This is a genomic window from Allobosea sp. 05T439, from assembly GCF_056396005.1.
The window spans coordinates 94,856-119,842 of sequence record NZ_JBFTKP010000002.1 but is presented as its reverse complement, the minus strand read 5'-3'; the positions used below and the strand labels follow the sequence as shown (position 1 = coordinate 119,842).

Sequence of the window (24,987 nt, the reverse complement as noted above, 5' to 3'; positions counted from 1 at the left end):
TCAGGTTCACAGTGATGCTCGCGCCTCAAGGTCTTCCCGAAGCCACGCTGACGCGTGAGGACATGGGCTTCATATCGAAGCTCGTCTACGAGCATGCCGGCATCGTCATCCGCGAACACAAGGAAGCGATGACGCGCGGTCGCATTTCCCGACGCGTCAAGGCGCTGGGAATGGGCTCGGTCGCGGAGTACTGCGCCTTCCTGAAGACGCCGGGCGCGCAGGACGAGATCCCCGAGCTGATCAACGCGGTCACCACCAACCACACCGCCTTCTTCCGCGAGCGGCATCACTTCGACCATTTGCGCCGCGATGTGCTGCCGAGGCTGGTTCAGGAACGCGGCGGCCGGCGCGGGCGTATCCGGATCTGGTCCTCTGCCTGCTCCTCCGGCGAGGAGCCCTACAGCATTGCGGCTGTCTCGCGCGACGTCATCGGCTCACGCAGCGATCTCGATTTCCGCATTCTGGCGACTGATATCGACACGGACATCCTCAACCGGGCGGAAGCGGGCATCTATCCGGCGGAGCTGTTCGAGCGTCTGCCCGCCGATGTCAGGCCGCTGCTGCGCCTGGACGGGCAGGTCGGGCGTGGAGAGGCGCGGATCAGCGATGATCTGCGCCGGCTGATCGCCTTCAAGCGGCTCAATCTCATCGAAAACTGGCCGATGCGTGGCCCATTCGATGCCATTTTCTGCCGAAACGTCTTCATCTATTTCGATACCCGGACCAAGGCCACGATCCTCGACCGCTTCGTCGATCTGCTTGCGCCGGGAGGTTTCCTCTATCTCGGTCATTCCGAGTCGCTCCCGCAACCTCACCCGCAGCTCAGGCTGATCGGCCGCACGATCTACGAGAGAACCCCATGAGTATCACGCGGTCCTCTCGGCGCTATTTCGACCCCCGTTTCGAGGCGACGATCATCACGGTCGCGCCAGGTGAGCACGAGATCACCTCGGCGAAGGACGAGATCGTCGCGACTGTGCTGGGCTCGTGCATCTCGGTCTGCATGCGCGATCCGCAGGCAGGGGTCGGTGGGCTGAACCATTTCCTGCTGCCGAAGAACAACAGTGGCAACGATGCCAGCGCCGGCGAGCGTTATGGCGACACCGCCATGGAAGTTCTCATCAACGGCCTGCTCAAGCGCGGCGGCAAACGAAATCATCTCGAAGCCAAGGTCTTCGGCGGGGCACGGGTCCTGTCGGGGGCGACCATGCTCGCCATAGGCGACGGCAACATTGCCTTCGTGCTCGACTTCCTCAACCGGGAAGGCATTCCCATCGTCTCCAAGGATGTCGGCGGCACACGCTCACGGCGAATCCACTACCAGCCTTCCACGGGACGGGCCTGGGTGCAGCATGTGCAGCCGAGCGTCCGCAGCAGCGAGCATGAGCAGGAAGTGGCCTATCTCAACCGACTTAAGACCCAGCCTGTCGCAGGTGATGTCGAGATCTTCACATGACCCTGAACCAAGCACCATCGGCCAAACCCGTCACTGTCCTTGTCGTCGACGATTCCGTCCTGATGCAGAAGCTCATGACGCAGATCATCGACTCCGCCCCCGGCTTCAAGGTGATCGGCGTCGCCGGCAGCGCGGAGGAGGGTTGGGACGCGATCCAGGAGCTGCGGCCAGACCTGCTGACGCTCGATCTCGAACTGCCGGGACGGCACGGCCTCAAATTGCTGGCGCGCGTGCTGAAGCAGGATCCGTTGCCGGTGCTGATCGTCTCAGCCTTCGGCGGCCCAGGCGCCGACAACACCATCCAGGCGCTCGAACTGGGGGCGATCGACTTCATCGAGAAGCCGGACGGCACGACGCATACGCTCGAAGGCTTCATGAAGCATCTGGTGGCTGCGCTTCACCGCGCCTCGGCCAGTCGAAAGATGCTTGCAGCCGCGCGCGCTCTGGCGCGCGAAGCCGCGCCGGCAAGGCCAGCTCCCGTTCGTGAACCTGGGCGCGCTTCCGCCTCGCCCGGTGGGCGTACGTCGTTGATCGCCATCGGCGCCTCGACTGGCGGCGTACCGGCCGTGCAGGTGGTGATGCGGGACCTCGCCAATCTGCGCATCCCGATGGTCGTGGTTCAGCACATGCCCGCCGGCTACACGGCAAAATTCGCGGCACGCCTGGCGGCGGCCACCGGGCTTGACGTCCGCGAGGCGGCTGACGGGGACAAGCTGAAGCCTGGCATGGCGGTCGTCGCGCCAGGTGGCCTGCGCCATCTCGAGATCGAGGAGCGCCGTGGGGAACTGGTCTGTGTCCTGAAGGAAGGGCCGCTGGTCAGCGGTCATTCGCCATCGGTCGATGTCATGTTCCACTCGGTGGCGCGCAGCCTGGGTGCCCATGCGGTAGGCGTGCTGCTGACCGGGATGGGCCGGGACGGGGCAGACGGTTTGTTAGCCATGCGCAAAGCCGGCGCCGAGACGTTAATTCAAAGTGGCGAAACCTGTGTGGTAAACGGGATGCCGAAAGCAGCATTCGAGATCGGGGCCGCTGATCGCGTTGTGGCACTCGACCAGATTGGCGCCGCTATCGGCCACCTGATCGCAGAACGTCCGCATCAGCGCACCGCGTGAGGAGAGCGTGATGAAAGCCAGAAGTGACTACCGGATCCTCGTGGTCGACGACCAGAAGAGCATGCGCGGTCTTGCCACCTATTTCCTGAAGCAGATCGAGTTCCAGGACATCGATGAGGCGGAGAATGCGCGCGAAGCGCTGATGAAGATGCAGACCAAGCGCTATGATCTGCTTTTGCTCGACTGGAACATGGACGGAATGAGCGGCATCGATCTGCTGCGGGCGATCCGTTCCGTGCCGGAGCTCAACCAGATCAAGATCATCATGGCGACCTCCGAGCGCTCGGTGGACAAGATGGACGAGGCGACCAGCAACGGCGCCGACCACTATGTCGTGAAACCCTATGAGCTCCGCGATCTCGAGGTGCGGGTGAAGAAGGTTCTCGCCTGCTGAGCGCAGGCGGCTCGAGGCTAAAGCATCGGCCCGAAAAGTGGATTGCGGTTTTCGGGAAAGCCGGTGCAAAGATAAAGGGATAGATCATCGGACCGGATACGATTTCCTGTCCGATGATCTAATCTCACCATTGTGATCCAGCGCCTCGGGCCATCATGGCTGCGGGGCGCTCTCATTTGCGCCAGTATCTGCGCCGGATTATGAGGTTTGGCGGGAGGGCAGGCCATGCCGCTGCTTCGTCGTGACGTGTTGAGCCTGATCGGCGGGCTCGCTGCGAGCCCATCATTTGCCATATCGCCGGATATGCAGAGCGCACCCGACGCCTACCAGTTTGCGTTCGCCCGGCTCGAGGGCGGCCATATTCCGCTGGCGGCCTATCGCGGCAAGCCGATCCTGATCGTCAACACGGCTACCAATTGCGGCTACGCAGGGCAGTTCGCAACACTTGAGCAGCTGTGGCAACGCTATTCCGGCCGTGGCCTGATGTTGCTGGCGGTGCCGTGCAATGACTTCGGCGGGCAGGAGCCGCTGGAAGGCGTGGCTATCGCGGAAGCAGCGCGCCAGACCTATGGCGCGACTTACCCGTTCGCCGCGAAATCGAGCGTGCGCGGCCCGGACGCCCATCCATTCTATCGCTGGGCGGCGACACGGCGGCCGGCCGAAGTCCCGACCTGGAACTTCCATAAGTATCTGGTCGGGCGCGATGGCAGCCTCGTAGGCGGCTTTCCCGCGAGCTCGGACCCGGTCGGCTCACAGCTGATCCGGGCTATCGGTCAGGAGCTGCACGCCGCCTGAGCCCGCCTTCAGCTACGCGCGTAGATGTCTTCGATGCGGATGATGTCGTCCTCGCCGGTATAGGAGCCGACCTGTACCTCGATCAGTTCGAGGTCGATCCTGCCGGGATTGCGCAAGCGGTGGACGCAGCCGATCGGCAAGTACACCGATTCATTCTCATGCACGTGCGTGACCTTGGCATCGACCGTAACTTCGGCTGTTCCCGAAACCACGACCCAATGCTCGGCGCGATGAAAGTGCTTCTGCAGGCTGAGCAGCCCGCCCGGCTTGACGTTGATGCGCTTAACCTGGAAGCGCTGGCCGATATCGATGCGCTGATACCAGCCCCAGGGCCGGTAGACCCTCAAGTGCTCGCTCGCCTGCGGCCGGCCATCGGTCTTCATCAACTCGACGAGGTTCTTGACCTTGCCGGCGGCGGCCATTGACGAGACGAGCACGGCATCGCGCGTCGCAACCACGACGACATCGTCGAGGCCGAGAACCGTCGTCAACACGTCATCGCTGCGGACATAGATGCCGTGGCTATCGAGCGCGACCACCTCGCCTTCGAGGACGTTGCGATCGGCGTCCTTCTGTTTGATCTCGTGGATCGAGTCCCAGGCGCCGATATCGGACCAGTCGAAGCTTGCCTGCACGACACCGGCCGCCCGCGTCCGCTCCATCACGGCGTAGTCGATTGAAATCTTGGTGGCCTGGGCAAAGGCCTCCGGATCGAGGCGCAGGAAGTCGAGGTCGCGGGTCGCCTTGGCAATCGCTTCACGCGCGGCATTCAGCACGTCCGGAACGTGGCGTTCCATCTCGTCGCACATCGTCGCCGCGGCAAAGACGAAATTGCCGCTGTTCCAGAGATATCCCTCCTCGAGATAGCGCGTGGCGCGTTCCAGGTCGGGCTTCTCGACAAAACGCTGCAGACGTTTCGCGCGCTCGCCGGGCAGCGGCTCGCCGGGTGCGAGATAGCCATAGGCCGTCGAGGGATGCGTCGGGGGAATGCCGAGCGTCATGATCAGGCCGGACGCAGCGAGCTCGGCTGCGATCGCGCAATCGTCGCGGAATGCCGCAGTCGCCTGAATGACGTGATCGGCTGCAAAGGCCGCACAGATTGCGCCGGCCCTGCGCTGTTCTGCCAATAGCGAGCCGACTGCGACCGCTGCGGCGGAATCGCGTCGCTCCGGCTCCAGGACGATCTCGCCCTTGATGCCGATCGCGAGCATCTGTTCGGCAACGATAAAGCGAAAGTCATTGTTGGTGATGACGATCGGCGCATCGAAGCGCGGGTCATGCAGCCGCTGCAGGGTCGCCTGGAAGGTCGAGATCCCGTCTCCGAGCAGCGGAATGAACTGCTTGGGCAACGTATCGCGCGACAGCGGCCAAAGCCGGGTGCCGGCTCCGCCGGCCATGACGAGCGGAACGATTTTCGGGACTGACATCAAGCGCGCTCTTCTCAGGCAGGTCGTGACCCTGCTGCCTTACAGCAACGTCACTACCATTGGTTAAATGCAGGGTCGTGGAAAAATTCAGGCCTTGGCCTTCTGGCCCGGACGAAAGGCGACGATGACGGTCGGGTCGGTGTCCAGGTAGGGGCCCTCGATCAGGTCAATGCAGTAGGGTATGGCGGGCATCACGGCGTCGAGGCATTCGGCGATCGCGCGGGGCCGTCCCGGCAGGTTGACGATGAGCGAGCGACCACGGATGCCGGCGGTCTGGCGCGAGAGTATCGCGGTCGGCACCTTGGTGAGGCTGACCTGGCGCATCAGTTCGCCGAAGCCGGGCATCGGTTTCTCGACAACGTCGTCCGTGGCCTCGGGCGTGACGTCGCGGGGTGCGGGACCGGTGCCTCCCGTCGTGACGATGAGACAGCAGCCCTCGCGGTCGGCAAGTTCAATCAGGGTGTCGGCAATCGCCTTGCGGTCGTCCGGGATGACCCGCGCAACGGCCGTCCAGGGCGAAGTGAGCGCATTCTTCAGGTAGTCGCGAATGGCGGGGCCGCCCTCGTCGGCATAGATGCCGGCTGAGGCCCGGTCGGATACCGTGACGATTCCGATCTTGATATCGCTGGTCATGCCGTCGCACCGTTGCAGGATGATCCTGGCCGGTATCGGGCAGGTGGCGAGCCTGGTCAATCTCGTCATGAGCCGCCGCCTTCCGAGCCCGACGTCGGCTCGACAGGGCGGCGTCGCCGGAGTTGCTCTCAGTTGATGCGTGCGAGGTCGCCAGGCGAGCCGCGTGATCTCTATCGATGCTTTGCCGATTGATGACGATTCCGCAGGCGCCGCAGCCACGTGCGGGCCAGGGCGGCGACCTGTGCCGGCCCCGGTATCGCGCTGCCGATCGCGATGATCGCATTCGCCATGGTCCTGCGCTCGCCCCAGACATAGGTTCCGGGATCGACGCCGTCGCCTGCGCCGCTGTCGAAGAAGACCGGCGGCGTCTCCGTGAAATCGGCTTGGAGCATCGCAATGGTCAGCGCTCGCCCTGGCGAATGGCGCGCCTGGGTCTCGTCATAGGCGATCTTCAGGAACTGGCGGGTATTTCCGCTTTCGACGAGCAGGCCCATCGCCATGGGCTTGCCATCGAGCAGCAGCGTGTCGAGCTGGAGCGCGTCCTGTTCGACGAAGAGCTCGACCAGCCGGTGGAAATAGGCCGCGTCATTAGGCAGGCAGGCGATTGCGGTCGCGGCTTCCCCCTTCCAGCCTGCCGCTTCGAGCGCGAGGAAGGTCTCGAACGCCTCGCCTGCGGCTTGGCGACGCTTGCGCTGGAAGGAGACCACGCCGTTCCGTGCGATCGCCCGGAACTGCTGCATGCGCTTCTTGTAGCTTGAGCCAAGGGCGCGACGGAGATAGCGCTCGGCATCGTCGCCGGGCTGAGCGATCATCACGGGACGCTGCCAGGTTTCGAATGTCGTCAGCCCGCTGCCGGTGACCCGGCAAGCCTCCTGGAGCGCACGAAAACCTGGCCCCTGCACGGGCAGGAGCGGCAGAGCCAGGGTTTTCGGCAGGTCGCGCGATGCGGCGAGGTGGCGCAGCAGAGCGAGCGCGATATCCTCGGCATTGTCGCGGTCCAGCACGGGGGCCGATGAAACCTCGTAGAGCGGCACGAGCGGAGCGGCGAGGATGGGGGTAAGGCCGCTGCGCCAGTCGCGCTGCCGACGCAACACCCAGATTCCGACGAGGCTCTCGGAACCGAGCGCTTCACTGCGCCAGGCCGTCAGGATGACGATGCGATCATCTGGAACCAGGACCCGCGCAGCCGCGACAGTGGCTGGCGACATGGCGGGATTGGGCTCGACCGCTCGTTCCGCGAGTTCGGCGAAGGCTGCACCATAGCCGACATAATCGCCAAGCCGCGTGCGCCTGATGACGATCTCGGCGCTCATCCGACCCTCGTGCGGAGGCGGCAAGCAGGCTCTGGGCAGAACTGGATCAAGACTGGCCGCCGCCCTGCCTACCGAGGCGCATCTCGCCCCGTAACGATAGCACAAAGGCGATGACCTGCGCCGCAGCCCGGTAGAGTTCCTCGGGGATCTGATCGTCCAGCTCGACCGTGGAGAGAGCCTGCGCGAGCACAGCGTTCCGCTCGATGTCGACATCATGTTCGCGGGCGGTCTCGATGATGCGTTGAGCAAGCTCTCCGCGGCCCTTTGCCGTGACGCGCGGGGCGCCATGGCCGTCATACTCGAGCGCGACCGCGAGCGGATCGGGAGAGGGAGGGCTCATGACAGACGGTCCAGGAACTGGCCGGCGGTCGCTCGCCTGGCTTGCGGCTGGCCGGTATGAATGTCGACGGTTCCGTCTTCAAATTTTGCATTGGCCAGCGCTGCCTGGAGATCAGGCGCAGCGCCGCGCAGGAACTGGCTCGTTCCTTCGCGTTCGGCCCAAAGCGAGACGCTCACCGCGCGTCCCTGGAGCGTTACGACACCTTGCAGCGGACCCATCGGCTCGGCGTCGAGGGCAAAGCGCACGCGCCAGAGGGGCCCTTCGACACCAGAGGGGCTGCGTCGCGGCGGGTCCTTCTCGATATGCAGCGGCAGGATCGCGGTGCCCGCTTGGAAAGCGAGAGGGATCTCCGTCACCCAGCGTTGGCCTTGTGCGGCCTCGGGACGGTTGGGTTCTGGCGGCAGAGATGCGAACTGCGCGAGCTTGACGCGGTCGAGCGCGGCTTCGGTCTGGTCGAGCAGCGTGCGTGCGATGACGAGCGGCTTCTCTCCGGCCGACAGGGTGGGTTCGGCAATCGATTGAGGGGCGAGCGCGCCGTCGCGCCGTGGCGGGGACGGGCGGATATGCGCTTCCGCATCGCTCGTTGCCTGCTCTGCCGTCCTTGGTTCTGTTCCCGACGGTTTGAGCCCTGGAGCGGCGGCGTCCGGGGCGACAAGCGGCCGCAGCATGTCGCTGAGCGCGCGTAACCCCGCCTTCAGATCGCCGTGAGGAGAGGGGCGTGGTGCGGCTGCCTCCGGGCGGTCGCTTGCTCGCGAAGGCAGTCTTGCCTCCTGCGCATCCAGGAAAAGTCCGGAGCGTGCGACGGCCTGCTTCAAGCCCTGGCCGGTTACGGGTCTACGCTCGGCCGGCATGGCCTGAGCCAGGATCTGGTCGATCAGGCCCATCAGGGGCTTGGGCAGGATGAGGGAGATCGTACCGTTGGCAAGCACCTGCAGATTGGCGAAGAGCGGCGCGAGACTGTCCTGGCGAGCGAGAGCCTCGCCCATCAGCGGGCCGGCAAGTGCGCGCGGCGAGGGCGTCGCCTCGGACTGCAGCCGTTGGGGCGGCGCAGGGGCCACCGCGACGGTAGCGGGGATTGGCAAAGGTGCTGAAGAGCTCGCGCCGGCAAGACGCGACGAAGCCGGCAGGCCGGGAGTGGCGGCCTCCGGAGCCGACGGCTTGGCGCTGCGGCCCGTCTCCAGCGCAAGCGGTGCGAGCGCCGGCTCGCGCCGCGGACCGTCGATGGGCACCAACTGAGCCGGAGGAGTGAGAGCTTCGCCAGGGGGGCGAGCCGCAAGCAGCGTCGCCCGCACCCCCGTTCCACCGTCTTCCGGAGCCTCGATTTTGAGTGTGAGCGTTGTGCCGGGCTGCAGCGCAGCCTGTCGGACTTCCGGGCCGGCGAGAACGAGATCGATCTTCACGCCATCGACCAAAGCGGTCACGGTACCGTCCTTGCCCAGGGAGAGCAAGCGCGCTTCGACCGTCTTGCCGGGCTCGAGCCCGGCTCCGGGAGCCAAGGCTGCAAGCAAGGTGGCGAGGGTCTGGCTCTGGACGAGAGCGGCGAGATTCATGCGGGAGCGACCATTGACTGACTGTCGCAGCTTCCCATGAAATCTTAAGGAATCTCTTGCTCTTGCAAGGCATCTCTGCGTGCCTCGCTCTGGTGCGGGCGCAGGTGATGAGGCAGGTTTGCGCGCCAATGCATCAGGGACAACGCAGATGAACTATCGTCGGCTCGGCCGTTCCGGCCTGAAGGTTTCGCCGCTATGCCTGGGGACGATGATGTTCGGAGGTGCGACTGAGGAAGGCGATGCACGAGCCATCGTCGATCACGCGCGCGCGGCCGGGATCAATTTCATCGACACGGCCGACGTCTATAACGAGGGCCGCTCCGAAGAGGTGACCGGGCGGGCGATTGCCGCGAACCGGCATGACTGGGTTCTGGCCACCAAGGTCGCGAGCGTTATGGGGCCGGGGCCCTATCAGAGTGGCCTCTCCCGGAAATGGGTGATGCAGGCCTGCGAGGACAGCCTTCGGCGGCTCGGGACGGATTTCATCGATATCTACTATCTCCACAAGGAAGACCACACCGTGCCGCTTGGCGAGACGGTGCATGCGCTCGCCGATCTCGTGCGTGAGGGCAAGATCCGGCATTTCGGCGTTTCGAACTACCGCTCCTGGCGCGTCGCGGAAATCTGCCGGCTCTGCGATGAACTCGGCATCGACCGGCCCGTGGTCAGCCAGCCCTATTACAACGCGATGAACCGCATGCCCGAGGTCGAGCATTTGCCCGCCTGCGATTTCTACGGCCTGGGTGTCGCGTCCTATTCGCCTCTCGCCCGCGGCATTCTGACCGCGAAATACGAACCGGGTCAGGCACCGCCGGAGGGCACGCGGGCCGGCCGCGCGGACAAGCGGATCATGCAGACCGAATGGCGCGAGGAATCGCTGATCATCGCCCGCACGATCCGCGACCATGCGGCCGCGAAGGGGCTGACCCCGATCCAGTTCGCGGTGCAGTGGGTGCTGAACAATGCGCTGGTGACGGCGGCGATCGCCGGTCCGCGCACCCTCGAACAATGGCAGGCCTATCTCGCGGCGCTCGATGCCCGCTTCGACGCCGAGGATGAGGCCCTGGTCGATCGGCTCGTGCCTGCCGGCCATCCCTCGACGCCGGGTTACAGCGATCCAGCCTACCCGCTGGAGGGCCGGATCACGCGCAAGGCCTGAGGCCGGCCTCGCCGGCGTGGAGCTTGCTCTTTCCGGATGGGCTGCGCCAATAGGCGCTTGCGAGTGCCGCAGCCGGGCCGATGCCTGGCAGGAGCAGGAGGGCGCATGGCGGTCGAAGGCCTTACCGGTGATCTCGTCAAGGTCGTGGCGCTCCTGGGCGCGGGCGTCGTCGCGGTGCCGATCTTTCGTCGTCTCGGCCTTGGTTCCGTGCTCGGTTACTTCACCGCCGGTGTCGCCATCGGGCCATCGGGGCTCGGTCTCTTCGCCAACCCGGAGGCCGTGCTCCACGTCGCCGAGTTCGGCGTCGTTATGTTCCTGTTCATCATCGGCCTGGAGATGCAGCCCTCCCGGCTCTGGAAGCTGAAGGGTGAGATCTTCGGGCTGGGTGCCGCGCAGGTCTGCTTGTGCGGTGCGCTGCTGACCGGTGTCGGCCTGCTCGCGGGCCTGAGCCTTCCGGCTGCCTTCGTGGCCGGAATGGGCTTCGTCCTGTCCTCGACCGCCGTCGTCATGCAGATGCTGAACGAGCGTGGCGAGACCTCGACACTGCATGGGCAGCAGGCGGTGTCGATCCTCTTGCTCGAAGACCTTGCGATCGTGCCGCTGCTGGCGATCGTTGCTCTCCTTGCGCCGGCGAAGCCGGGGGATACCGGCGACTGGCTCCCGCTTCTGATCGCCGCCGGCTCCGTTATTGGTCTCGTGGTGGCGGGGCGCTGGTTGCTCAACCCGATGTTCCGGCTGCTTGCGGCTGCGCAAGCCCGCGAAGTCATGACCGCGGCTGCCTTGCTGGTCGTGCTCGGAGCAGCGCTCGCCATGCAGTTGAGTGGGCTCTCCATGGCGATGGGGGCCTTTCTCGCCGGCGTGTTGTTGTCGGAGTCGAGTTTTCGGCACCAGCTCGAAGCCGATATCGAGCCGTTCCGCGGGATCCTGCTCGGCCTGTTCTTCCTTGCCGTCGGCATGTCGCTCGAACTCGACCTGATCGCCCGTGAATGGCGTCTGGTCGCGTTGGCCGTGGTGGCGTTCATGGCGGTGAAGGCCAGTGGTATCTTCATCGTCGCCAAGCTGTTCGGCTCCAGGACCCGCGACGCCATCACGCGGGTGGCACTGTTCTCACAGGGCGGTGAATTCGCCTTCGTGCTCTATGCTGCTGCGGCAGCGGCGGGCATCTTCGGCGCTGAGGTCAACGCAGTGGCCAGCGCCACGGTCATCCTGTCGATGGCGCTTACCCCCTTGCTCGTATTGGCTCTCGATCGCTTCCTGCCACCGGAGCAGACCTCGCTGGACGGCGTCGAGATTGCCTCCGGCCTGCATGGCAGCGCGTTGATGATCGGCTTTGGGCGTTTCGGACAGGTTGCCAGCCAGACATTGCTGGCGCGGGGCTGCAGCGTCTCGATCATCGAAGTCGATGTCGAACTGATCCGTGCCGCGTCGAATTTCGGCTTCAAAGTCTATTACGGTGACGGCACGCGGCGCGAGATCCTGCATGCTGCCGGCGCCGAGCGGGCGCAGGTGATCCTGGTCTGTGTCGATAATCGCGTGACTGCCGACAGGATCGTCGCCATGGCGCAGGCCGAATTCCCGCACGCGAAGCTGTTCGTGCGAGCCTACGATCGCGGCCACGCGATGGACCTGATCCGCAGCAATGTCGAATACCAGATTCGTGAGACCTTCGAATCCGCCATGCTTTTCGGCGCAGCCGCACTGCGCAGCATGGGACTGTCGGAGGAGGAGGTCGCTGAGATTGCCGAGGATGTGCGTCGTCGCGACGATGAACGGCTGGATCTCCAGGTCGCGAGCGATATTCATGCGGGCAACGATCTCCTCCACGGCAATACACCGATACCGACCCCGCTGACCGCACCTAAGGCGCCCGGCAAGATTCTGGGCTCCGCCCCGGATGATTATGGCGATGTCGGCGGCCCCTAGACTAGCCGGCCGTCAACTGTTCCCAGCCCGCCATCGCGCCGCGGACAACCGCGTCCAGTTGCTGGCGGGAAGCACCGTCGCGCGCCTGGATCGACATACCCTGCTGAACGGTGACGTAATAGCTCGCGAGGGCTTCGGCATCGATACCAGGCGGGATCTCGCCGGCGTCGATCGCAGCGCGCAACCGCCGGGCGATGGTCGCGACGCTTCCGGCGCGCATATCACGCAGTTTGGTCGCGGTCTCGTCGCTGACGCCAACGGCATTCACCGCCGAGAGCACGATCATGCAGCCGGGCGGGCGCCCCGGCCGCGTGAATACGGCGGCGCTTGCAGCCAGGAACGCCGAGACCGCCTCTCGGGCGGTTGGCGCTGCTGTCAACGGGCCGGCGATCTCATCGCTTTCACTCGCTTCGAAGAAGTCGATGGCTTCGCAATAGAGTTCCTCCTTGCTGCCGAAGGCGGCATAGAGGCTCGGCGAGCCAATGCCCATCGCTCCCGTCAGATCGCTGAGGGAGGTGGCCTGATAGCCCTTTGCCCAGAAAATCAGCATCGCCTTCTTCAGGGCGTCGGATCGATCGAAGGCGCGGGGGCGGCCGCGTTCCGTCATTGCCATTCCTTTTCTGTATCGATCGGTAGATAATTATCTTGACGGTGGGAGGCAAGCGCTCCATCTGTTTCTGTATCAATCATCACAGAAATGGAACTGCCTGATGTCACGCTTCACTGGAAAGAAGGCCCTGGTCACGGGCGGCAGCCGCGGCATCGGTGCCGCGATCGCCCTGCGATTGGCTCGCGAGGGCGCCGATGTGGCGATCACCTTTGAGCACTCCGCCGACAAGGCAGGCGAGGTGGTCCGCGCCATCGAGGCCCTTGGCCGCAAGGGATTCGCACTTGCTGCCGACAGCGCGGATCCGGTGGCGGTCAAGGGGGCGGTCGACAAGGCCGCGGCCTCGCTGGGCGGGCTCGACATTCTGGTCAACAACGCCGGCATCTGGCGTGGAGGAGCGGTTGCCGAGTGGAGTCTCGCCGATATCGACGCGACACTTGCCGTCAACGTTCGCGCTGTCGTGCTCGCCTCACAGGCGGCCGCGGCGCATCTCGGCGTCGGCGGACGCATCATCTCGACCGGGTCCTGCCTCGCAGATCGCGTGGTCGAAGAGGGTGCGACGCTCTACGCGATGAGCAAGGCGGCGCTGATCGGCTTCACCAAGGGGCTCGCCCGCGACCTCGGCCCGCGCGGCATTACGGTCAATATCGTGCATCCCGGCTCAACCGACACAGACATGAATCCGGCGATCGGCCCGCAGGCCGATGAGCAGCGCGCCCGCATGGCGATCCCGCGCTACGGCAAGCCAGAGGATATCGCGGGGCTGGTGGCCTATCTGGCGAGCGAAGAAGCGCGTTTCGTCACCGGGGCGGGCTTTGCAATCGATGGGGGCGCCAACACCTGAAGATTGGCCTGGCGGCGGCTCAGTTCAGCATGCAGAAGCCGCCGACCACCACTTCGCTGCGGCACCAGATCCTTGGTTCCTCGGCGGTGCTGAGCCGCAGCATCGCTGGGGCCGCCGCGCTGGCCGTCGGGAAGGGAGGGCGCGACGGGGCGTCGCCCTTGGCCGCTTCCTGCTGTGAGGATCGGCCGACCCGCGGCGCGACCCCGACGGAGGTCCCGCTTCCTCCGCTGGAACTGGTCTGGGAGCTTCCATGCGACGAACGGCTTCCGCCGCGGAATTTCGCGGCTTCGGCACCCGCCGGCAGCAACAGGGCGGCAATGACGGCAGTCGTGAGAACCCGGATCATGCTGCACTCCCATGAGACGGGAACAGATTGCCGCTGCGGAACGGGAGGGCAAGAAAAGCCTCTCGCCAGGCTGAGCGAGGGGTTAATGCGCGCCTGAAAACCGGAGAGGCCGGTCAGTTTCCGGGCAGGACGATGATCGTCGGCTTGGGCGGCAGCATAGCCTTGCTGATCGTGATTTCGGCCTCGGCCCGGCGTTCGACGGGCCAGAGATCCTGGGAGCGCGCGAGGAAACGACTGAGGCTCGAGCCGCCGAAGAAATGCATCGGGATCATCACCTTGGCCTGCACCGATTTCAGCACCTCGATCATGCCTTCCTGATCGAGCGTATAGCTGCCATCGACCGGGAAGAGCACGACGTCGACGCGGCCGAGCGCGCGCAGATGGCCGGGTTCGAGCGGGTGGTGCAGATGCCCGAGATGGGCGATGCAGAGATCGCCGATCTCGAAGACGAACATCGAGTTGCCGTCGAAATCGGTCGATCCGGAATAGGAGCGGATATTGGTCGGCACATTGCGTACGCGCATGTCGCCGAGCGTGACGTCGTGCTTCGCGGCGCCCTTGCCGGCAGGGTCCCAGCCGGGCAGGACCTGCTTGATGGCGGGATCGGGATTGCGCGAATTGTGGGTCGAATGCGCCTTGTTCATCGTCGCGATATCCGGCGTTTCGCGCGGCCGGATGTAGTCGTTGTAGTCGGTGGCGGCCTTCACGCCGCCGGGCGTCTCGATCAGGAAGGTGGCGTGGCCGACGAAGGTCAGCCGGACCTCGTCCTTGGCGAGCGCCGCGCGCTGGATCGGCGGGCGGAGGCTTGCCATCTCCGGGCGGCAGCCGGGCTCGTCGGATTGGGCTTGCGCCGGCGCCAGGCACGCCAGCGTCGCGAGCAATCCGAAGACGGCTCGGCCTAGCGTCGTCGACAGTCTCATGAACTTCGCTCCCGCTGCGTTCCCGCAGCCAAGGTTTAGGCAAAATTCCGGGCTGCGAAAGCCAGGCTGTCAGTTTCGTGACTATCGTCCGATTGGGATGACCGGTTGCATATCAGGATCGGTTATGGCAAGAATCCGATATCGTTTTGCAACTGGTTTGGAATGATCGCCATGACGAGGCTGGTGGTTCGCGGGTTTTCGCTGTCGCTGGACGGTTACGGTGCCGGACCCAGCCAGGATGTCGACAATCCGCTCGGCGTGAACGGTGCGAAGCTGCATCGCTGGGCGTTCGGCACGCGCACTTTCCGAGAGATGTTCGGGCAAGAGGGCGGCGAAACCGGCGTCGATGACGATTTTGCCGCGCGCGGCTTTGCCAATATCGGCTCCTGGATCATGGGCCGGAACATGTTCGGGCCGATCCGGGGAGAATGGCCGGACGAGGCCTGGAAAGGCTGGTGGGGGGACAATCCGCCCTATCATGTTCCGGTCTTCGTACTGACCCATCATGCGCGCCCCCCGCTGGAGATGACGGGCGGCACGACATTTCACTTCGTCACCGATGGGCCGGAGGCGGCACTCCAACGCGCCAGTGAAGCCGCAGGTGGCAAGGACATCAGGCTCGGCGGTGGCGTTGCGACGATCCGGGACTATCTGCGCGCGGGGGCAGTCGACGAGATGCACCTCGCCGTCTCGCCGATCCTGCTCGGCACCGGCGAGAACCTCTTCATTGATCTCGACCTGCCCGCATTGGGCTATACCAGCACGCAGCACAGTGCGACGCCCGCCGCCACACATATTGTCGTGACCAGGCGAGCCTGATCAATCGCGGCGCGGAGCCTGCACCTCATAGCGGGGGCAGGCGCCGCTTCACCGGCTGGCTCTTCACGATGGCCGAACTGGTCTCCGCCTTGTCCGCGATCCGGTCGAGGATCTGGTCGAGCTGTTCGATGGAGCGCAGATGCAGCCGGCCGATGAAGCAGTCATCGCCGGTGACCTTGTCGCATTCCGAGAATTCCGGGATCTCCTCGATCAACTGCTGGACCGCGTGTAGTTTGCCGGGGAGGGGGCGGATCCGGACGATCGCCTGCAATTGGTAGCCGATCGCATGGGGATCGATGTCGACGGTGAAGGCGCGGATTACGCCGCGCTCTTCCAGCCGTCGAAGCCGCTCGGAGACGCTGGGCGAAGACAGATTCACCCGCTGAGCCAGCTCCTTCAGGGAGATGCGGGCATCCCCGGCTAGAATGTCGATGATGTTCCGGTCCAGCTCGTCGATCATATGGTTATCAGGTCTCCTGAGGTTTGACCCTTACAATATGAGGTATTCTCTCTGATTTGTCTCATGTAATCCATAGAACGCGGGATTCCGTCATCCTATCATCCGGCTTCATTTCTGGGTGGAGGTGGTGATGACGGACCATAGGCGCGGCGTGGCCGAGATGACGGCCGCCATGATGATCTCAGGCACGATCGGCTGGTTCGTGGTTCGCTCCGGCCAGCCGGTGATGGATGTGGTGTTCTGGCGCTGCGCTTTCGGTGCCGCGACCCTGTTGATCGTCTGCGGAGCCCTGGGGCTGCTTCGGCGCGGCGCGATGACCGGTCGCAAGCTCGCGCTCGCCGCGATAGGCGGCGTTGCCGTCGTCCTGAACTGGCTGCTGCTGTTCTCGGCCTATTCGCGCGCTTCGATCTCGGTTGCGACGGTGGTCTACAACACCCAGCCCTTCATGCTCGTCGGGCTCGGCGCGCTGCTGTTTGCCGAACGACTGACCGTCACGAAGCTGTTCTGGCTCGCGATCTCCTTTACCGGCATGGTGCTGATCATGCAGGCGAAGCCGGGCGCGGGGGCGGTTGGGACCGATTATCTCACGGGCATCGCCATGGCACTCGGCGCGGCCTTCTTCTACGCGCTGGCCGCTATCGTGGCGAAGGCGCTGAAGGGCGTTGCGCCCTATCTGATCGTGCTGGTCCAGGTCCTGGTCGGGATCGCGATGCTCACTCCCTTCGCCAGCCTGGCGCAGTTGCCCGCCGGCGCGGAGACCTGGGCGCTGCTTGGCACGCTCGGCGTCGTCCATACCGGGCTGATGTTCGTGCTGCTCTATATGGCGATCCAGCGGTTGCCGACGACGCTGACCGGCGCGCTGTCCTTCATCTATCCGATCGTCGCGATCATCGTCGATCTGACGGCCTTCGGCCACCAGCCGCAGCTTCTCCAGATCATCGGAGCCGCTGCGATCCTGATTGCCGCGGCGGGCATGACGCTCGGCTGGGTGCCGTGGCGGCGGCCTGATGCGACCTCGATCGTACGGCTTCCGGCCGAATAGACGCAGCAATCGCATCTGCGCGGCGCGAGCATGGCTGCCGCATGGAGCGTCTGTCCGGCGGCCAAAACGGGGGGCGAGGAAAGCTACACATCGCCTTGCCGTTCCCGATCTGGCCGGTACATGGCCAGCAGCTGCGGCAGCATGTCGTCGATGGCGACCGCCACTGCTGCGGGACCGCCGAGTTTCCCGTCCAGGGCGAGATGGGCGAAGCCGTGCACGAGCGACCAGGCTCCCATGGCCGCAAGCGCTACGTGCGGCGAGGAGACATCACGGCCGAGGCAGGCGGCCATGGCTCGCTCCAGCTCATGGCGTGCCGTCTCACCGACCAGCAACAGGCGCTCATTGCCGTCATCGAGACGGTCCTTGCGGAACATCAGGGCGAACCGGCCCGGGAATGCGACGGCGAACCGGACATAGCCGGTTCCTTGCCCGTGCAACCGCGCGAGCGGATCAGTGCCTCCTTCCGCCTCGCCTGCTCTCAGGAAGGCGACCAGCTCCTCGAACCCGCGAATGGCGACTTCCGTCAGGAGGCCGGAGACGCTGCCGAAATGATGCGCGGGCGCGCCTGCCGAAACGCCTGCGCGCCGTGCCGCCTCGCGCAGGCTGAACCCGTCAAGGCCGCGCTCGATCAGGATTCGGTCGGTGGCTGACACAAGCGCATCGCGCAGGTCGCCATGATGGTAGCCGCTCTTCGATGCCGGATTCATATCGCCTCTATCTTGACGGTGTTCAAATTATTGTCTACGCATCTGATCGCTGTTCAGATTAGCGAAATGCAAGAGGTTAGGCCATGGAAACCAGACACATCACGCGTCGGCTTGCAATCGCCGGCTCCGGATTGGGAATGGCCGTCGGTGCGGCGGCCGGCCTGGCCGGCGGCGCAATGCTCGGGGCCGCTGCGGCGGCACCGGCACCGGTCGTGCTGGATGGGCGCCGCCGCTTTGAAAACAAGGTCGTGCTCGTCACGGGAGGGACCTCCGGCATTGGCCGCGCGGCTGTGGAGGCCTTCGCTGCCGAAGGCGGAAAGGTCGCCTTCTGCGGTCGGCGCGAGGCGCTTGGCCAAGAGGTCGAGCGCAGCATCAAGGCAGCCGGCGGAGAGGCGCTCTATATCCGGGCCGACATCCGCAGGGAGGACGATGTCCGACGGTTCGTCGAGAGCTCCGTTACCCGATACGGCGGTTTGCACGTTGCCTTCAACAATGCCGGGATCACGCTTCAGAAGCCCCTGCATAGCTACGAGGCGGCGGAGTTCGACGACATTTTGAGCACCAACCTGCGCGGTGTGTTCCTGGCGATGAAGTACCAGATCCCGCACATGATGTCGGCGGGCGGCCAGATCGTCGTGACCTCGTCGACAGTGGCCACGACATGCCGGGAGAGCCAGTCGGCCTATGTCGCCAGCAAGGCGGCGTTGACGGGGCTCGTGCGCGCCGCGGCGCTCGACTATGTCAAACACGGCATCAGGGTGAACGCCCTTCTGCCGGGTACGACCGATACCGAACTGGTCCGCGGCGTTGCGGGCATGATGGCTGCGCCCGACGCCGTCTGGCAGATTGGCGGAGCGCAATGGGCCAAGGACAATATCCCGACCATGGGCCGCATGGCGACGGCGCGGGAAATGGCCGCTGTCGCGCTCGACCTGGCGGCCGCGACCCACCCTTATCTGACGGGGGCTTCGATCGTCGTCGACGGCGCGATGACGCTGCGGGCCTGAGGGAGTTGACGACGGGCGGTTGCAGCAAGCGGCCAGCCTCGCTACATACGCGGCACTCTTCCCGAAAGCCCCGGCGCGATCAGTCCGAAGCGGAGCCGCACATCCATGTCCCGTCAGTTCATCTACCATATGCGCGGCCTGTCGAAGACCTATCCGGGCGGCAAGCAGGTGCTGAAGGACATCCATCTGTCGTTCTACCCGGACGCCAAGATCGGTGTGCTCGGCGTCAACGGCGCCGGCAAGTCGACCCTGCTCAAGATCATGGCAGGCTATGACAAGGAATGGACCGGCGAGGCCTGGGTGGCCGAGGGCGCCCGGGTCGGCTACCTGCCGCAGGAGCCCAAGCTCGATGAGAGCCTGAATGTGCGCGACAACGTGATGCTCGGCGTCGCGCCGCAGAAGGCGATCCTCGACCGCTACAACGAGCTCGCGATGAACTATTCGGACGAGACCGCGGACGAGATGACCAAGCTCCAGGACGAGATCGAGGCCAAGGGCCTGTGGGATCTCGATTCCAAGGTCGACCAGGCGATGGACGCGTTGCGCTGCCCGCCCGACGACTGGCAGGTCTCGAAGCTCTCGGGCGGCGAACGCCGCCGTGTCGCGCTCTGCAAGCTGCTGCTCGAGCAGCCGGAACTGCTGCTGCTCGACGAACCGACCAACCATCTCGACGCCGAAACCACCGCCTGGCTCGAAGGCCATTTGCGGACCTATCCGGGCGCGATCCTGATCGTCACCCACGATCGCTACTTCCTCGACAATGTCACCAGCTGGATTCTCGAGCTCGATCGCGGCCAGGGCATTCCCTACGAGGGGAACTACTCCGCCTGGTCGGTGCAGAAGCAGAAGCGCCTCGCCCAGGAGGGCCGGGAGGACGTCTCGCGTCAGAAGACGCTGGAACGCGAGCAGGAATGGATTTCGGCTTCGCCTAAGGCGCGCCAGGCCAAGAGCAAGGCCCGCATCCAGCGCTATGACGAACTGGTGCAGAAGGCCTCGAACAAGGGGCCGGATACCGCGCAGATCGTCATCCCGATCGCCGAGCGCCTCGGCAACAATGTCGTCGATTTCGACAATCTGTCGAAGGGCTTCCAGGACAAGCTGCTGATCGACGGGTTGTCCTTCAAGCTGCCGCCGGGCGGCATCGTCGGCATCATCGGACCGAACGGCGCCGGCAAGACCACGCTGTTCCGGATGATCACCGGGCAGGAGAAGCCGGATTCCGGTTCGATCACCATCGGCGAGAGCGTCAAGCTCGGCTATGTCGACCAGAGCCGCGACTCGCTCGACGACAAGAAGAACGTCTGGGAGGAAATCTCAGGCGGCAACGACATCCTCTATCTCGGCAAGCGTGAGGTGAATTCGCGCGCCTATTGCTCGACTTTCAACTTCAAGGGCGGCGACCAGCAGAAGAAGGTCGGATCGCTCTCGGGCGGTGAGCGCAACCGCGTCCATCTTGCCAAGATGCTGAAATCGGGCGCGAACGTCCTGCTGCTCGACGAGCCGACCAACGATCTCGACGTCGACACGCTGCGCGCGCTCGAAGAGGCGCTGGAGGATTACGCCGGCTGCGCCGTGATCATCAGCCACGATCGCTGGTTCCTCGACCGTATCGCGACCCATATCCTCGCCTTCGAGGGCGACAGCCATGTCGAGTGGTTCGAGGGCAACTTTGCCGATTACGAGGAAGACAAGAAGCGCCGGCTGGGGATCGATTCCACGATCCCGAAGCGGATTCAGTACAAGAAGTTCTCGCGCTGATCTTCTGAACCTCGAAGACAAAAGGCCCGCGCTCCTGAATGGGGGCGCGGGCCTTTCCATTGGGGCTGCCGATCTGGACGAGGCTCAGGCCTTGCCTTTCACCAGGATGTTCCCGTCGACCTGCTGGATGTCGCGCAGGCCGCAGAGCGCCATGGTGACGTCGAGCTCCTTGCGGATGATGTCGAGGCAGCGGGTCACGCCTTCCTCGCCCATGGCACCGAGGCCGTAAAGGAAGGCGCGGCCGATCATCACGCCGCGGGCGCCGAGCGCCACCGCCTTGATCACATCCTGTCCGGAGCGGATGCCGCCATCCATCAGGACTTCCATGCGGCCGCCGACCTGCTCGACGATGCCCGGCAGCGCCGCGATCGAAGAGACGGCGCCGTCGAGCTGGCGGCCGCCATGGTTCGAGACGATCAGAGCGTCGGCACCGCTTCTGGCAGCGAGCTCGGCATCCTCTGGATCGAGAATACCCTTCAGGATCAGTTTGCCGCCCCAGCGATCCTTGATCCACTTCACATCGTCCCAGCTTAGCGCCGGATCGAACTGTTCGGCCGTCCAGGAGGAGAGCGATGAGAGATCGCCGACGCCCTTGGCGTGGCCGACGATGTTTCCAAAGCTGCGGCGCTTGGTGCCGAGCATGCCAAGGCACCAGCGCGGCTTGGTCGCGAGGTTGATCAGATTGGCGATCGTCGGCTTCGGCGGGGCGGAGAGCCCGTTGCGGATATCCTTGTGGCGCTGGCCGAGGATCTGGAGGTCGAGCGTCAGGACCAGGGCCGAGCACTGCGCCGCCTTGGCACGATCGATCAGGCGAATGATGAAGTCGCGGTCCTTCATCACGTAGAGCTGGAACCAGAACGGTGCGTCGGTGTTCTCGGCGACATCCTCGATCGAGCAGATGCTCATGGTCGAGAGCGTGAAGGGGACGCCGGCCTTGGCTGCAGCGCGGGCGGCGAGGATTTCGCCGTCGGCGTGCTGCATTCCGGTGAGGCCGGTCGGGGCGAGTGCAACCGGCATCGTGGCGGCCTGGCCGGCCAGCGTGGTCGCCAGCGTGCGGTTGGTCATGTTGACGGCGACGCGCTGGCGCAGCTTGATGGCGGCGAAGTCGGCCTCGTTGGCGCGATAGGTGCCCTCGGTCCAGGCGCCGGAATCGGCGTAGTCGTAGAACATGCGCGGCACCCGGCGCTGGGCCAGGATGCGCAGGTCTTCGATGGTCAAGGGCTGGGACATGTCGGCTGGCTCCGCATTTTCGCTCCTGACCGCTCGGTCGCATGGAACCCTGCCGCAGGCAACCGCCCGCTACGTGACCCCGCTATACCGGCCGGGCTTATGATTGACTGCCAGGATCAGGTTGAGCACGGCAGCTCCCAGCAGCGAAATCAGCACTTTCTCCAGCGGCAGCATGAAGAGTGCACAGATGAGGATCAGCGCATCGATGCCAAGCTGAAACCAGCCGGCGCGGATATCGTGCTTCTCCTGCAGGTAGAGTGCGAGAATGTTGACGCCACCCAGCCCGGTGCGATGGCGAAACAGCGCAAGGACACCAAGACCGATCAGGCTGCCGCCGGCGACCGCGGCATAAACCGGGTCCACGGTTGCGATCGCCATCCAGCCGGGCGTGAACCAGGTGAAGAGCGAGACGAGCCCGACCGCGATGAAGGTCCGTAACGCGAAGCGCCAGCCCATGCGACGGACCGCGAGCCAATAGAATGGGAGGTTGATGGCGAAGAAGAGCAGGCCGAAATTGATCCCGGTGGCAAGCTGGAACAGCAATGCCAGCCCTGCCGCCCCGCTCGTGAGCAGGGTCGCCTTGCTGTAGAGGCTGATGCCGATGCTGACGAGCAATGTGCCGAGCAGCATGGCGAAGACGTCTTCGTAGAAACTATGGCGCTCGGTCGGTGGGGCTGAGGTCGCCGCGTCGCTCATGATGGATATCCGGCTGGGTTGAAAGGGCTTTGGTCGTCGGGCGCGACGATGCAACGGTTGAGCCACGCCGGTTGATCCTGTAGGGCCGGATCATCCCTACCGCCACCCTGCGAGATTTCCTCATGATTCTGCGGCTCGCCGCTGCGCTCTGCCTGACGCTCCTTGCCCATGCCGCGCCGGCACAGGACACCGTTGCCTGGAAAACCGGGCGCGAGGCGAAGCTCATCGAGACGCGCATCGAGGCGTTGCTCAAGACGATGACGCTCGACGAGAAGGTCGGTCAGCTGCATCTCTCGGGTCGTGGCGAGGGGTTCAACGCCGCACGCATCCGCGAAGGCCGGATGGGCGGGGTGATGAACTTCGTCGTGCCGCAGGAGGTTGCGGATGTCCAGAAAGCAGCGCGCGAGTCCCGGCTGAAGATCCCGCTGATCATCGGTCTCGATGCCGTCCACGGCTTCTCGACCTATTTTCCGCTTCCGCTTGGTCAGGCTTCGACCTGGAACCCGGAGCTGATCGAGGAGGCGGCCTATTGGACGGGGCGTGAAGCGCGCGCCGCCGGCATCCAATGGACCTTCGCGCCGATGGTCGACATCTCGCGTGATCCGCGTTGGGGCCGCGTCCTCGAGGGGGCGGGGGAAGACGCCTATTTCGGCTCCATTGTCGCTGCATCGCGCACGCATGGCTATCAGCGCGGCGGCGTGGCGACGACCGTCAAGCATTTCGTCGGTTACGGTGCGGGCGAAGCCGGGCGTGACTACAACTCGACCTGGATCCCGACCAGCCAGCTCTTCGATCTCTACCTGCCGCCATTCAAGGCCTCGTTCGAGGCTGGTTCGATGACCGCTATGGCGGCGTTCAATGCGCTGAACGGCGTCCCGACCACCGCGCATGGCGGGCTGCTGACCGGGCTGCTGCGCCAGAACTGGGGATTCAAGGGTTTCGTTGTCTCGGATTTCGGCTCGATCACCGAACTCAGACTGCATGGCATTGCCAAGGACGATGCCGAGGCCGCGCGCAAGGCGCTGCTGGCCGGCATCGACATGGATATGATGGGTGACGTCTATGACAAGCACCTGGCGGCCGAGGTGAAGGCTGGTCGGGTCTCGGTGAAGATGCTCGACGAGGCGGTGCGCCGCGTGTTGCGCGTAAAGTTCCACCTGGGCCTGTTCGAGCGGCCCGATGTCGACCCGGCCGCTGCCCCGGCTCTGATGCAGACGCAGGAGGCGCGCGAGGTCGCACTGCGCGCGGCGCGCGAAGGCATCATCCTGCTCAAGAACGCCAACGAAACCCTGCCTGTTGCGTCTTCCGTCAAGCGGCTCGCGGTGATCGGCGCCATGGCCGTGCCGGAGGCCGAGCGGGTCTGGACCGATCCGGCCGGGCTCGGACGGCGCGCCATCCAGTCCTTGCCCGACGCGTTGAAGGAGCGCGTCCAGGCCGGGGTCGAGGTCGTCTACGAGCCGGCCTTCACAAGGAACTGCGGCACCGAATTCGCGGACAAGGAGGCAGCGCTCCGCGCGGCCGCGGCGAGTGATCTCGTCATCGCCATGCTCGGCGAGGATTGCGAGTTCATCGGGGAGGGCGCCTCGCGCGCGAATCTCGGCCTGCCCGGCGTGCAGCAGGAACTGCTCGAGGCACTCGTCGCGACGGGCAAGCCCGTCGTGCTGGTGCTGGCCACTGGCCGCCCGCTGGTCCTCACCTGGGCCGACGCCCATGTCGCCGCGATCGTGCAGACCTTCCACGGCGGCACCGAGGGGCGCACGGCGATCGCCGAGGTCCTGACTGGAGCAGCGAATCCGGCGGGCCGCACGCCGATGAGCTATCCGCGCTCGGTCGGGCAGATCCCGATCTACTACAACCATCTCCCGACGGGGCGACCGCAGAAGATCCGGCAGCGCTACGAGTCGATCTACATGGATGAGAAGAACGAGCCGCTTTATCCCTTCGGCTTCGGTCTTTCCTACTCTCGCTTCACCTATGCCAATCCGCGTGTCGACCGCTCGCGCATCCCGATCAATGGCATCGCAGAAATCTCGGTCGATGTGACCAATTCCGGCTCGCGCGACGGCCAGGAAGTGACGCAGCTTTATATCCGCCAGCCGGTCGCGACCCGGTCCCGACCGGTCCGCGAACTCAAGGGCTTCAACAAGCTCGCGATCAAGGCGGGCGAGACCAGGACCGTCCGTTTCAAGCTGGAAGCCCAGAAGCTGGGATATCACGACGACACCGGACGTTATGTTATCGAGCCGGGTCTGTTCGAGGTTTATCTTGGCGGTTCCGCGTTGGCTGAGGCGAAGACACAGTTTGAGGTGATTAAGCCATAGTCATCGCCAGACGCTCCTGCTTGACGATTGGCCTCGACATCTTTGCATTTTCGGTCAATCCTCCTCTGGTCGGGCATTCGGATGCATGCATCCGAAGATCCGCAAGAAGCTGGCTTCAGGGGATGCGG

25 protein-coding genes are annotated in these 24,987 nt (G+C 64.8%); 13 read left to right on the top strand and 12 right to left on the bottom strand.

What is annotated here, in order from left to right:
* The first annotated feature begins 14 nt into the window (after positions 1 to 14).
* The 5 genes from AC1DIO_RS02560 (at position 15) to AC1DIO_RS02540 (ending at position 3,757) form a co-directional block, all read left to right on the top strand.
* Positions 15 to 863, top strand: a complete 849-nt coding sequence (locus AC1DIO_RS02560; protein WP_476853082.1) for a CheR family methyltransferase — start codon at positions 15 to 17, stop codon at positions 861 to 863.
* Complete coding sequence (locus AC1DIO_RS02555) at positions 860 to 1,456, top strand: chemoreceptor glutamine deamidase CheD (RefSeq protein ID WP_441489356.1); 597 nt, start codon at positions 860 to 862, stop codon at positions 1,454 to 1,456. Before AC1DIO_RS02560 ends, AC1DIO_RS02555 begins: the two co-directional genes overlap by 4 nt.
* Positions 1,453 to 2,568 carry a chemotaxis-specific protein-glutamate methyltransferase CheB gene (gene cheB / locus AC1DIO_RS02550; protein ID WP_441489355.1) on the top strand — a complete coding sequence of 372 codons (1,116 nt, stop codon included), beginning with the start codon at positions 1,453 to 1,455 and terminating at the stop codon, positions 2,566 to 2,568. The genes AC1DIO_RS02555 and cheB overlap by 4 nt, the downstream gene beginning before the upstream one ends.
* A 10-nt stretch (positions 2,569 to 2,578) precedes the next feature.
* Positions 2,579 to 2,962 (top strand): response regulator, encoded by a 384-nt coding sequence (locus tag AC1DIO_RS02545; RefSeq protein ID WP_043233413.1) that lies wholly within the window; start codon positions 2,579 to 2,581, stop codon positions 2,960 to 2,962.
* 225 nt (positions 2,963 to 3,187) lie between these two features.
* Positions 3,188 to 3,757 carry a glutathione peroxidase gene (locus AC1DIO_RS02540; protein WP_441505305.1) on the top strand — a complete coding sequence of 190 codons (570 nt, stop codon included), beginning with the start codon at positions 3,188 to 3,190 and terminating at the stop codon, positions 3,755 to 3,757.
* Between the two features lie 8 nt (positions 3,758 to 3,765).
* On the opposite strand, the gene AC1DIO_RS02535 is transcribed toward AC1DIO_RS02540, so the two are convergent.
* The 5 genes from AC1DIO_RS02535 to fliK form a co-directional block, all read right to left on the bottom strand.
* Entirely contained in the window at positions 3,766 to 5,184 is a 1,419-nt protein-coding gene (locus tag AC1DIO_RS02535; protein ID WP_441505306.1) for a mannose-1-phosphate guanylyltransferase/mannose-6-phosphate isomerase, read from the bottom strand.
* Between the two features lie 87 nt (positions 5,185 to 5,271).
* Positions 5,272 to 5,817 (bottom strand): molybdopterin adenylyltransferase, encoded by a 546-nt coding sequence (gene mog, locus AC1DIO_RS02530; RefSeq protein ID WP_441505369.1) that lies wholly within the window; start codon positions 5,815 to 5,817, stop codon positions 5,272 to 5,274.
* 170 nt (positions 5,818 to 5,987) lie between these two features.
* Positions 5,988 to 7,130 carry a GNAT family N-acetyltransferase gene (locus tag AC1DIO_RS02525; protein ID WP_476768410.1) on the bottom strand — a complete coding sequence of 381 codons (1,143 nt, stop codon included), beginning with the start codon at positions 7,128 to 7,130 and terminating at the stop codon, positions 5,988 to 5,990.
* A gap of 46 nt (positions 7,131 to 7,176) precedes the next feature.
* On the bottom strand, positions 7,177 to 7,470 hold the full coding sequence (locus AC1DIO_RS02520) for an EscU/YscU/HrcU family type III secretion system export apparatus switch protein (RefSeq protein WP_476768411.1): 294 nt from the start codon (positions 7,468 to 7,470) through the stop codon (positions 7,177 to 7,179).
* Positions 7,467 to 9,020, bottom strand: coding sequence for a flagellar hook-length control protein FliK (fliK, locus tag AC1DIO_RS02515; protein ID WP_441505309.1), 1,554 nt, complete (start codon positions 9,018 to 9,020; stop codon positions 7,467 to 7,469). Before fliK ends, AC1DIO_RS02520 begins: the two co-directional genes overlap by 4 nt.
* A 148-nt stretch (positions 9,021 to 9,168) precedes the next feature.
* Between fliK and AC1DIO_RS02510 the strand changes: the two genes are divergently transcribed.
* Positions 9,169 to 10,179 carry an aldo/keto reductase gene (locus AC1DIO_RS02510; protein WP_441505310.1) on the top strand — a complete coding sequence of 337 codons (1,011 nt, stop codon included), beginning with the start codon at positions 9,169 to 9,171 and terminating at the stop codon, positions 10,177 to 10,179.
* 105 nt (positions 10,180 to 10,284) lie between these two features.
* Positions 10,285 to 12,102, top strand: coding sequence for a monovalent cation:proton antiporter-2 (CPA2) family protein (locus AC1DIO_RS02505; protein WP_441489348.1), 1,818 nt, complete (start codon positions 10,285 to 10,287; stop codon positions 12,100 to 12,102).
* A gap of 1 nt (position 12,103) precedes the next feature.
* Here the strand turns inward: AC1DIO_RS02505 and AC1DIO_RS02500 are convergent, their stop codons facing one another.
* Entirely contained in the window at positions 12,104 to 12,709 is a 606-nt protein-coding gene (locus AC1DIO_RS02500; protein ID WP_441489347.1) for a TetR/AcrR family transcriptional regulator, read from the bottom strand.
* Positions 12,710 to 12,812: 103 nt separating this feature from the next.
* Here AC1DIO_RS02500 and AC1DIO_RS02495 point away from each other — a divergent pair, with 103 nt between their 5' ends.
* Positions 12,813 to 13,553: a 3-oxoacyl-ACP reductase family protein gene (locus AC1DIO_RS02495; protein WP_441489346.1), complete on the top strand. Its 741-nt coding sequence runs from the start codon at positions 12,813 to 12,815 to the stop codon at positions 13,551 to 13,553.
* A gap of 19 nt (positions 13,554 to 13,572) precedes the next feature.
* Here the strand turns inward: AC1DIO_RS02495 and AC1DIO_RS02490 are convergent, their stop codons facing one another.
* Complete coding sequence (locus tag AC1DIO_RS02490; protein ID WP_441489345.1) at positions 13,573 to 13,899, bottom strand: hypothetical protein; 327 nt, start codon at positions 13,897 to 13,899, stop codon at positions 13,573 to 13,575.
* A gap of 113 nt (positions 13,900 to 14,012) precedes the next feature.
* Entirely contained in the window at positions 14,013 to 14,819 is an 807-nt protein-coding gene (locus AC1DIO_RS02485; protein ID WP_441489344.1) for an MBL fold metallo-hydrolase, read from the bottom strand.
* Between the two features lie 171 nt (positions 14,820 to 14,990).
* On the opposite strand from AC1DIO_RS02485, the gene AC1DIO_RS02480 reads away from it, so the two are divergent.
* Complete coding sequence (locus AC1DIO_RS02480) at positions 14,991 to 15,638, top strand: dihydrofolate reductase family protein (protein WP_441505311.1); 648 nt, start codon at positions 14,991 to 14,993, stop codon at positions 15,636 to 15,638.
* A 25-nt stretch (positions 15,639 to 15,663) separates the two neighbouring features.
* On the opposite strand, the gene AC1DIO_RS02475 is transcribed toward AC1DIO_RS02480, so the two are convergent.
* Entirely contained in the window at positions 15,664 to 16,098 is a 435-nt protein-coding gene (locus AC1DIO_RS02475; protein ID WP_043233394.1) for an Lrp/AsnC family transcriptional regulator, read from the bottom strand.
* A gap of 130 nt (positions 16,099 to 16,228) precedes the next feature.
* Here AC1DIO_RS02475 and AC1DIO_RS02470 point away from each other — a divergent pair, with 130 nt between their 5' ends.
* Positions 16,229 to 17,140, top strand: coding sequence for a DMT family transporter (locus tag AC1DIO_RS02470; protein WP_441505312.1), 912 nt, complete (start codon positions 16,229 to 16,231; stop codon positions 17,138 to 17,140).
* An 83-nt stretch (positions 17,141 to 17,223) separates the two neighbouring features.
* Here AC1DIO_RS02470 and AC1DIO_RS02465 read toward each other — a convergent pair whose 3' ends face one another.
* Positions 17,224 to 17,847 carry a TetR/AcrR family transcriptional regulator gene (locus tag AC1DIO_RS02465; protein WP_441505313.1) on the bottom strand — a complete coding sequence of 208 codons (624 nt, stop codon included), beginning with the start codon at positions 17,845 to 17,847 and terminating at the stop codon, positions 17,224 to 17,226.
* An 83-nt stretch (positions 17,848 to 17,930) separates the two neighbouring features.
* Between AC1DIO_RS02465 and AC1DIO_RS02460 the strand changes: the two genes are divergently transcribed.
* Both AC1DIO_RS02460 and ettA read left to right on the top strand, forming a co-directional pair.
* A complete protein-coding gene (locus AC1DIO_RS02460) occupies positions 17,931 to 18,854 on the top strand; it encodes an SDR family NAD(P)-dependent oxidoreductase (protein WP_441505314.1) in 924 nt (307 codons plus the stop codon).
* Positions 18,855 to 18,959: 105 nt separating this feature from the next.
* Positions 18,960 to 20,612 carry an energy-dependent translational throttle protein EttA gene (ettA, locus tag AC1DIO_RS02455; RefSeq protein WP_441505315.1) on the top strand — a complete coding sequence of 551 codons (1,653 nt, stop codon included), beginning with the start codon at positions 18,960 to 18,962 and terminating at the stop codon, positions 20,610 to 20,612.
* Positions 20,613 to 20,696: 84 nt separating this feature from the next.
* Here the strand turns inward: ettA and AC1DIO_RS02450 are convergent, their stop codons facing one another.
* Both AC1DIO_RS02450 and AC1DIO_RS02445 read right to left on the bottom strand, forming a co-directional pair.
* Complete coding sequence (locus tag AC1DIO_RS02450) at positions 20,697 to 21,842, bottom strand: alpha-hydroxy acid oxidase (RefSeq protein WP_441489339.1); 1,146 nt, start codon at positions 21,840 to 21,842, stop codon at positions 20,697 to 20,699.
* A gap of 69 nt (positions 21,843 to 21,911) precedes the next feature.
* Positions 21,912 to 22,538, bottom strand: a complete 627-nt coding sequence (locus AC1DIO_RS02445) for a YitT family protein (protein ID WP_441505316.1) — start codon at positions 22,536 to 22,538, stop codon at positions 21,912 to 21,914.
* Positions 22,539 to 22,660: 122 nt separating this feature from the next.
* On the opposite strand from AC1DIO_RS02445, the gene AC1DIO_RS02440 reads away from it, so the two are divergent.
* Positions 22,661 to 24,859, top strand: coding sequence for a glycoside hydrolase family 3 N-terminal domain-containing protein (locus AC1DIO_RS02440; protein WP_476775149.1), 2,199 nt, complete (start codon positions 22,661 to 22,663; stop codon positions 24,857 to 24,859).
* Positions 24,860 to 24,987 lie beyond the last annotated feature (128 nt).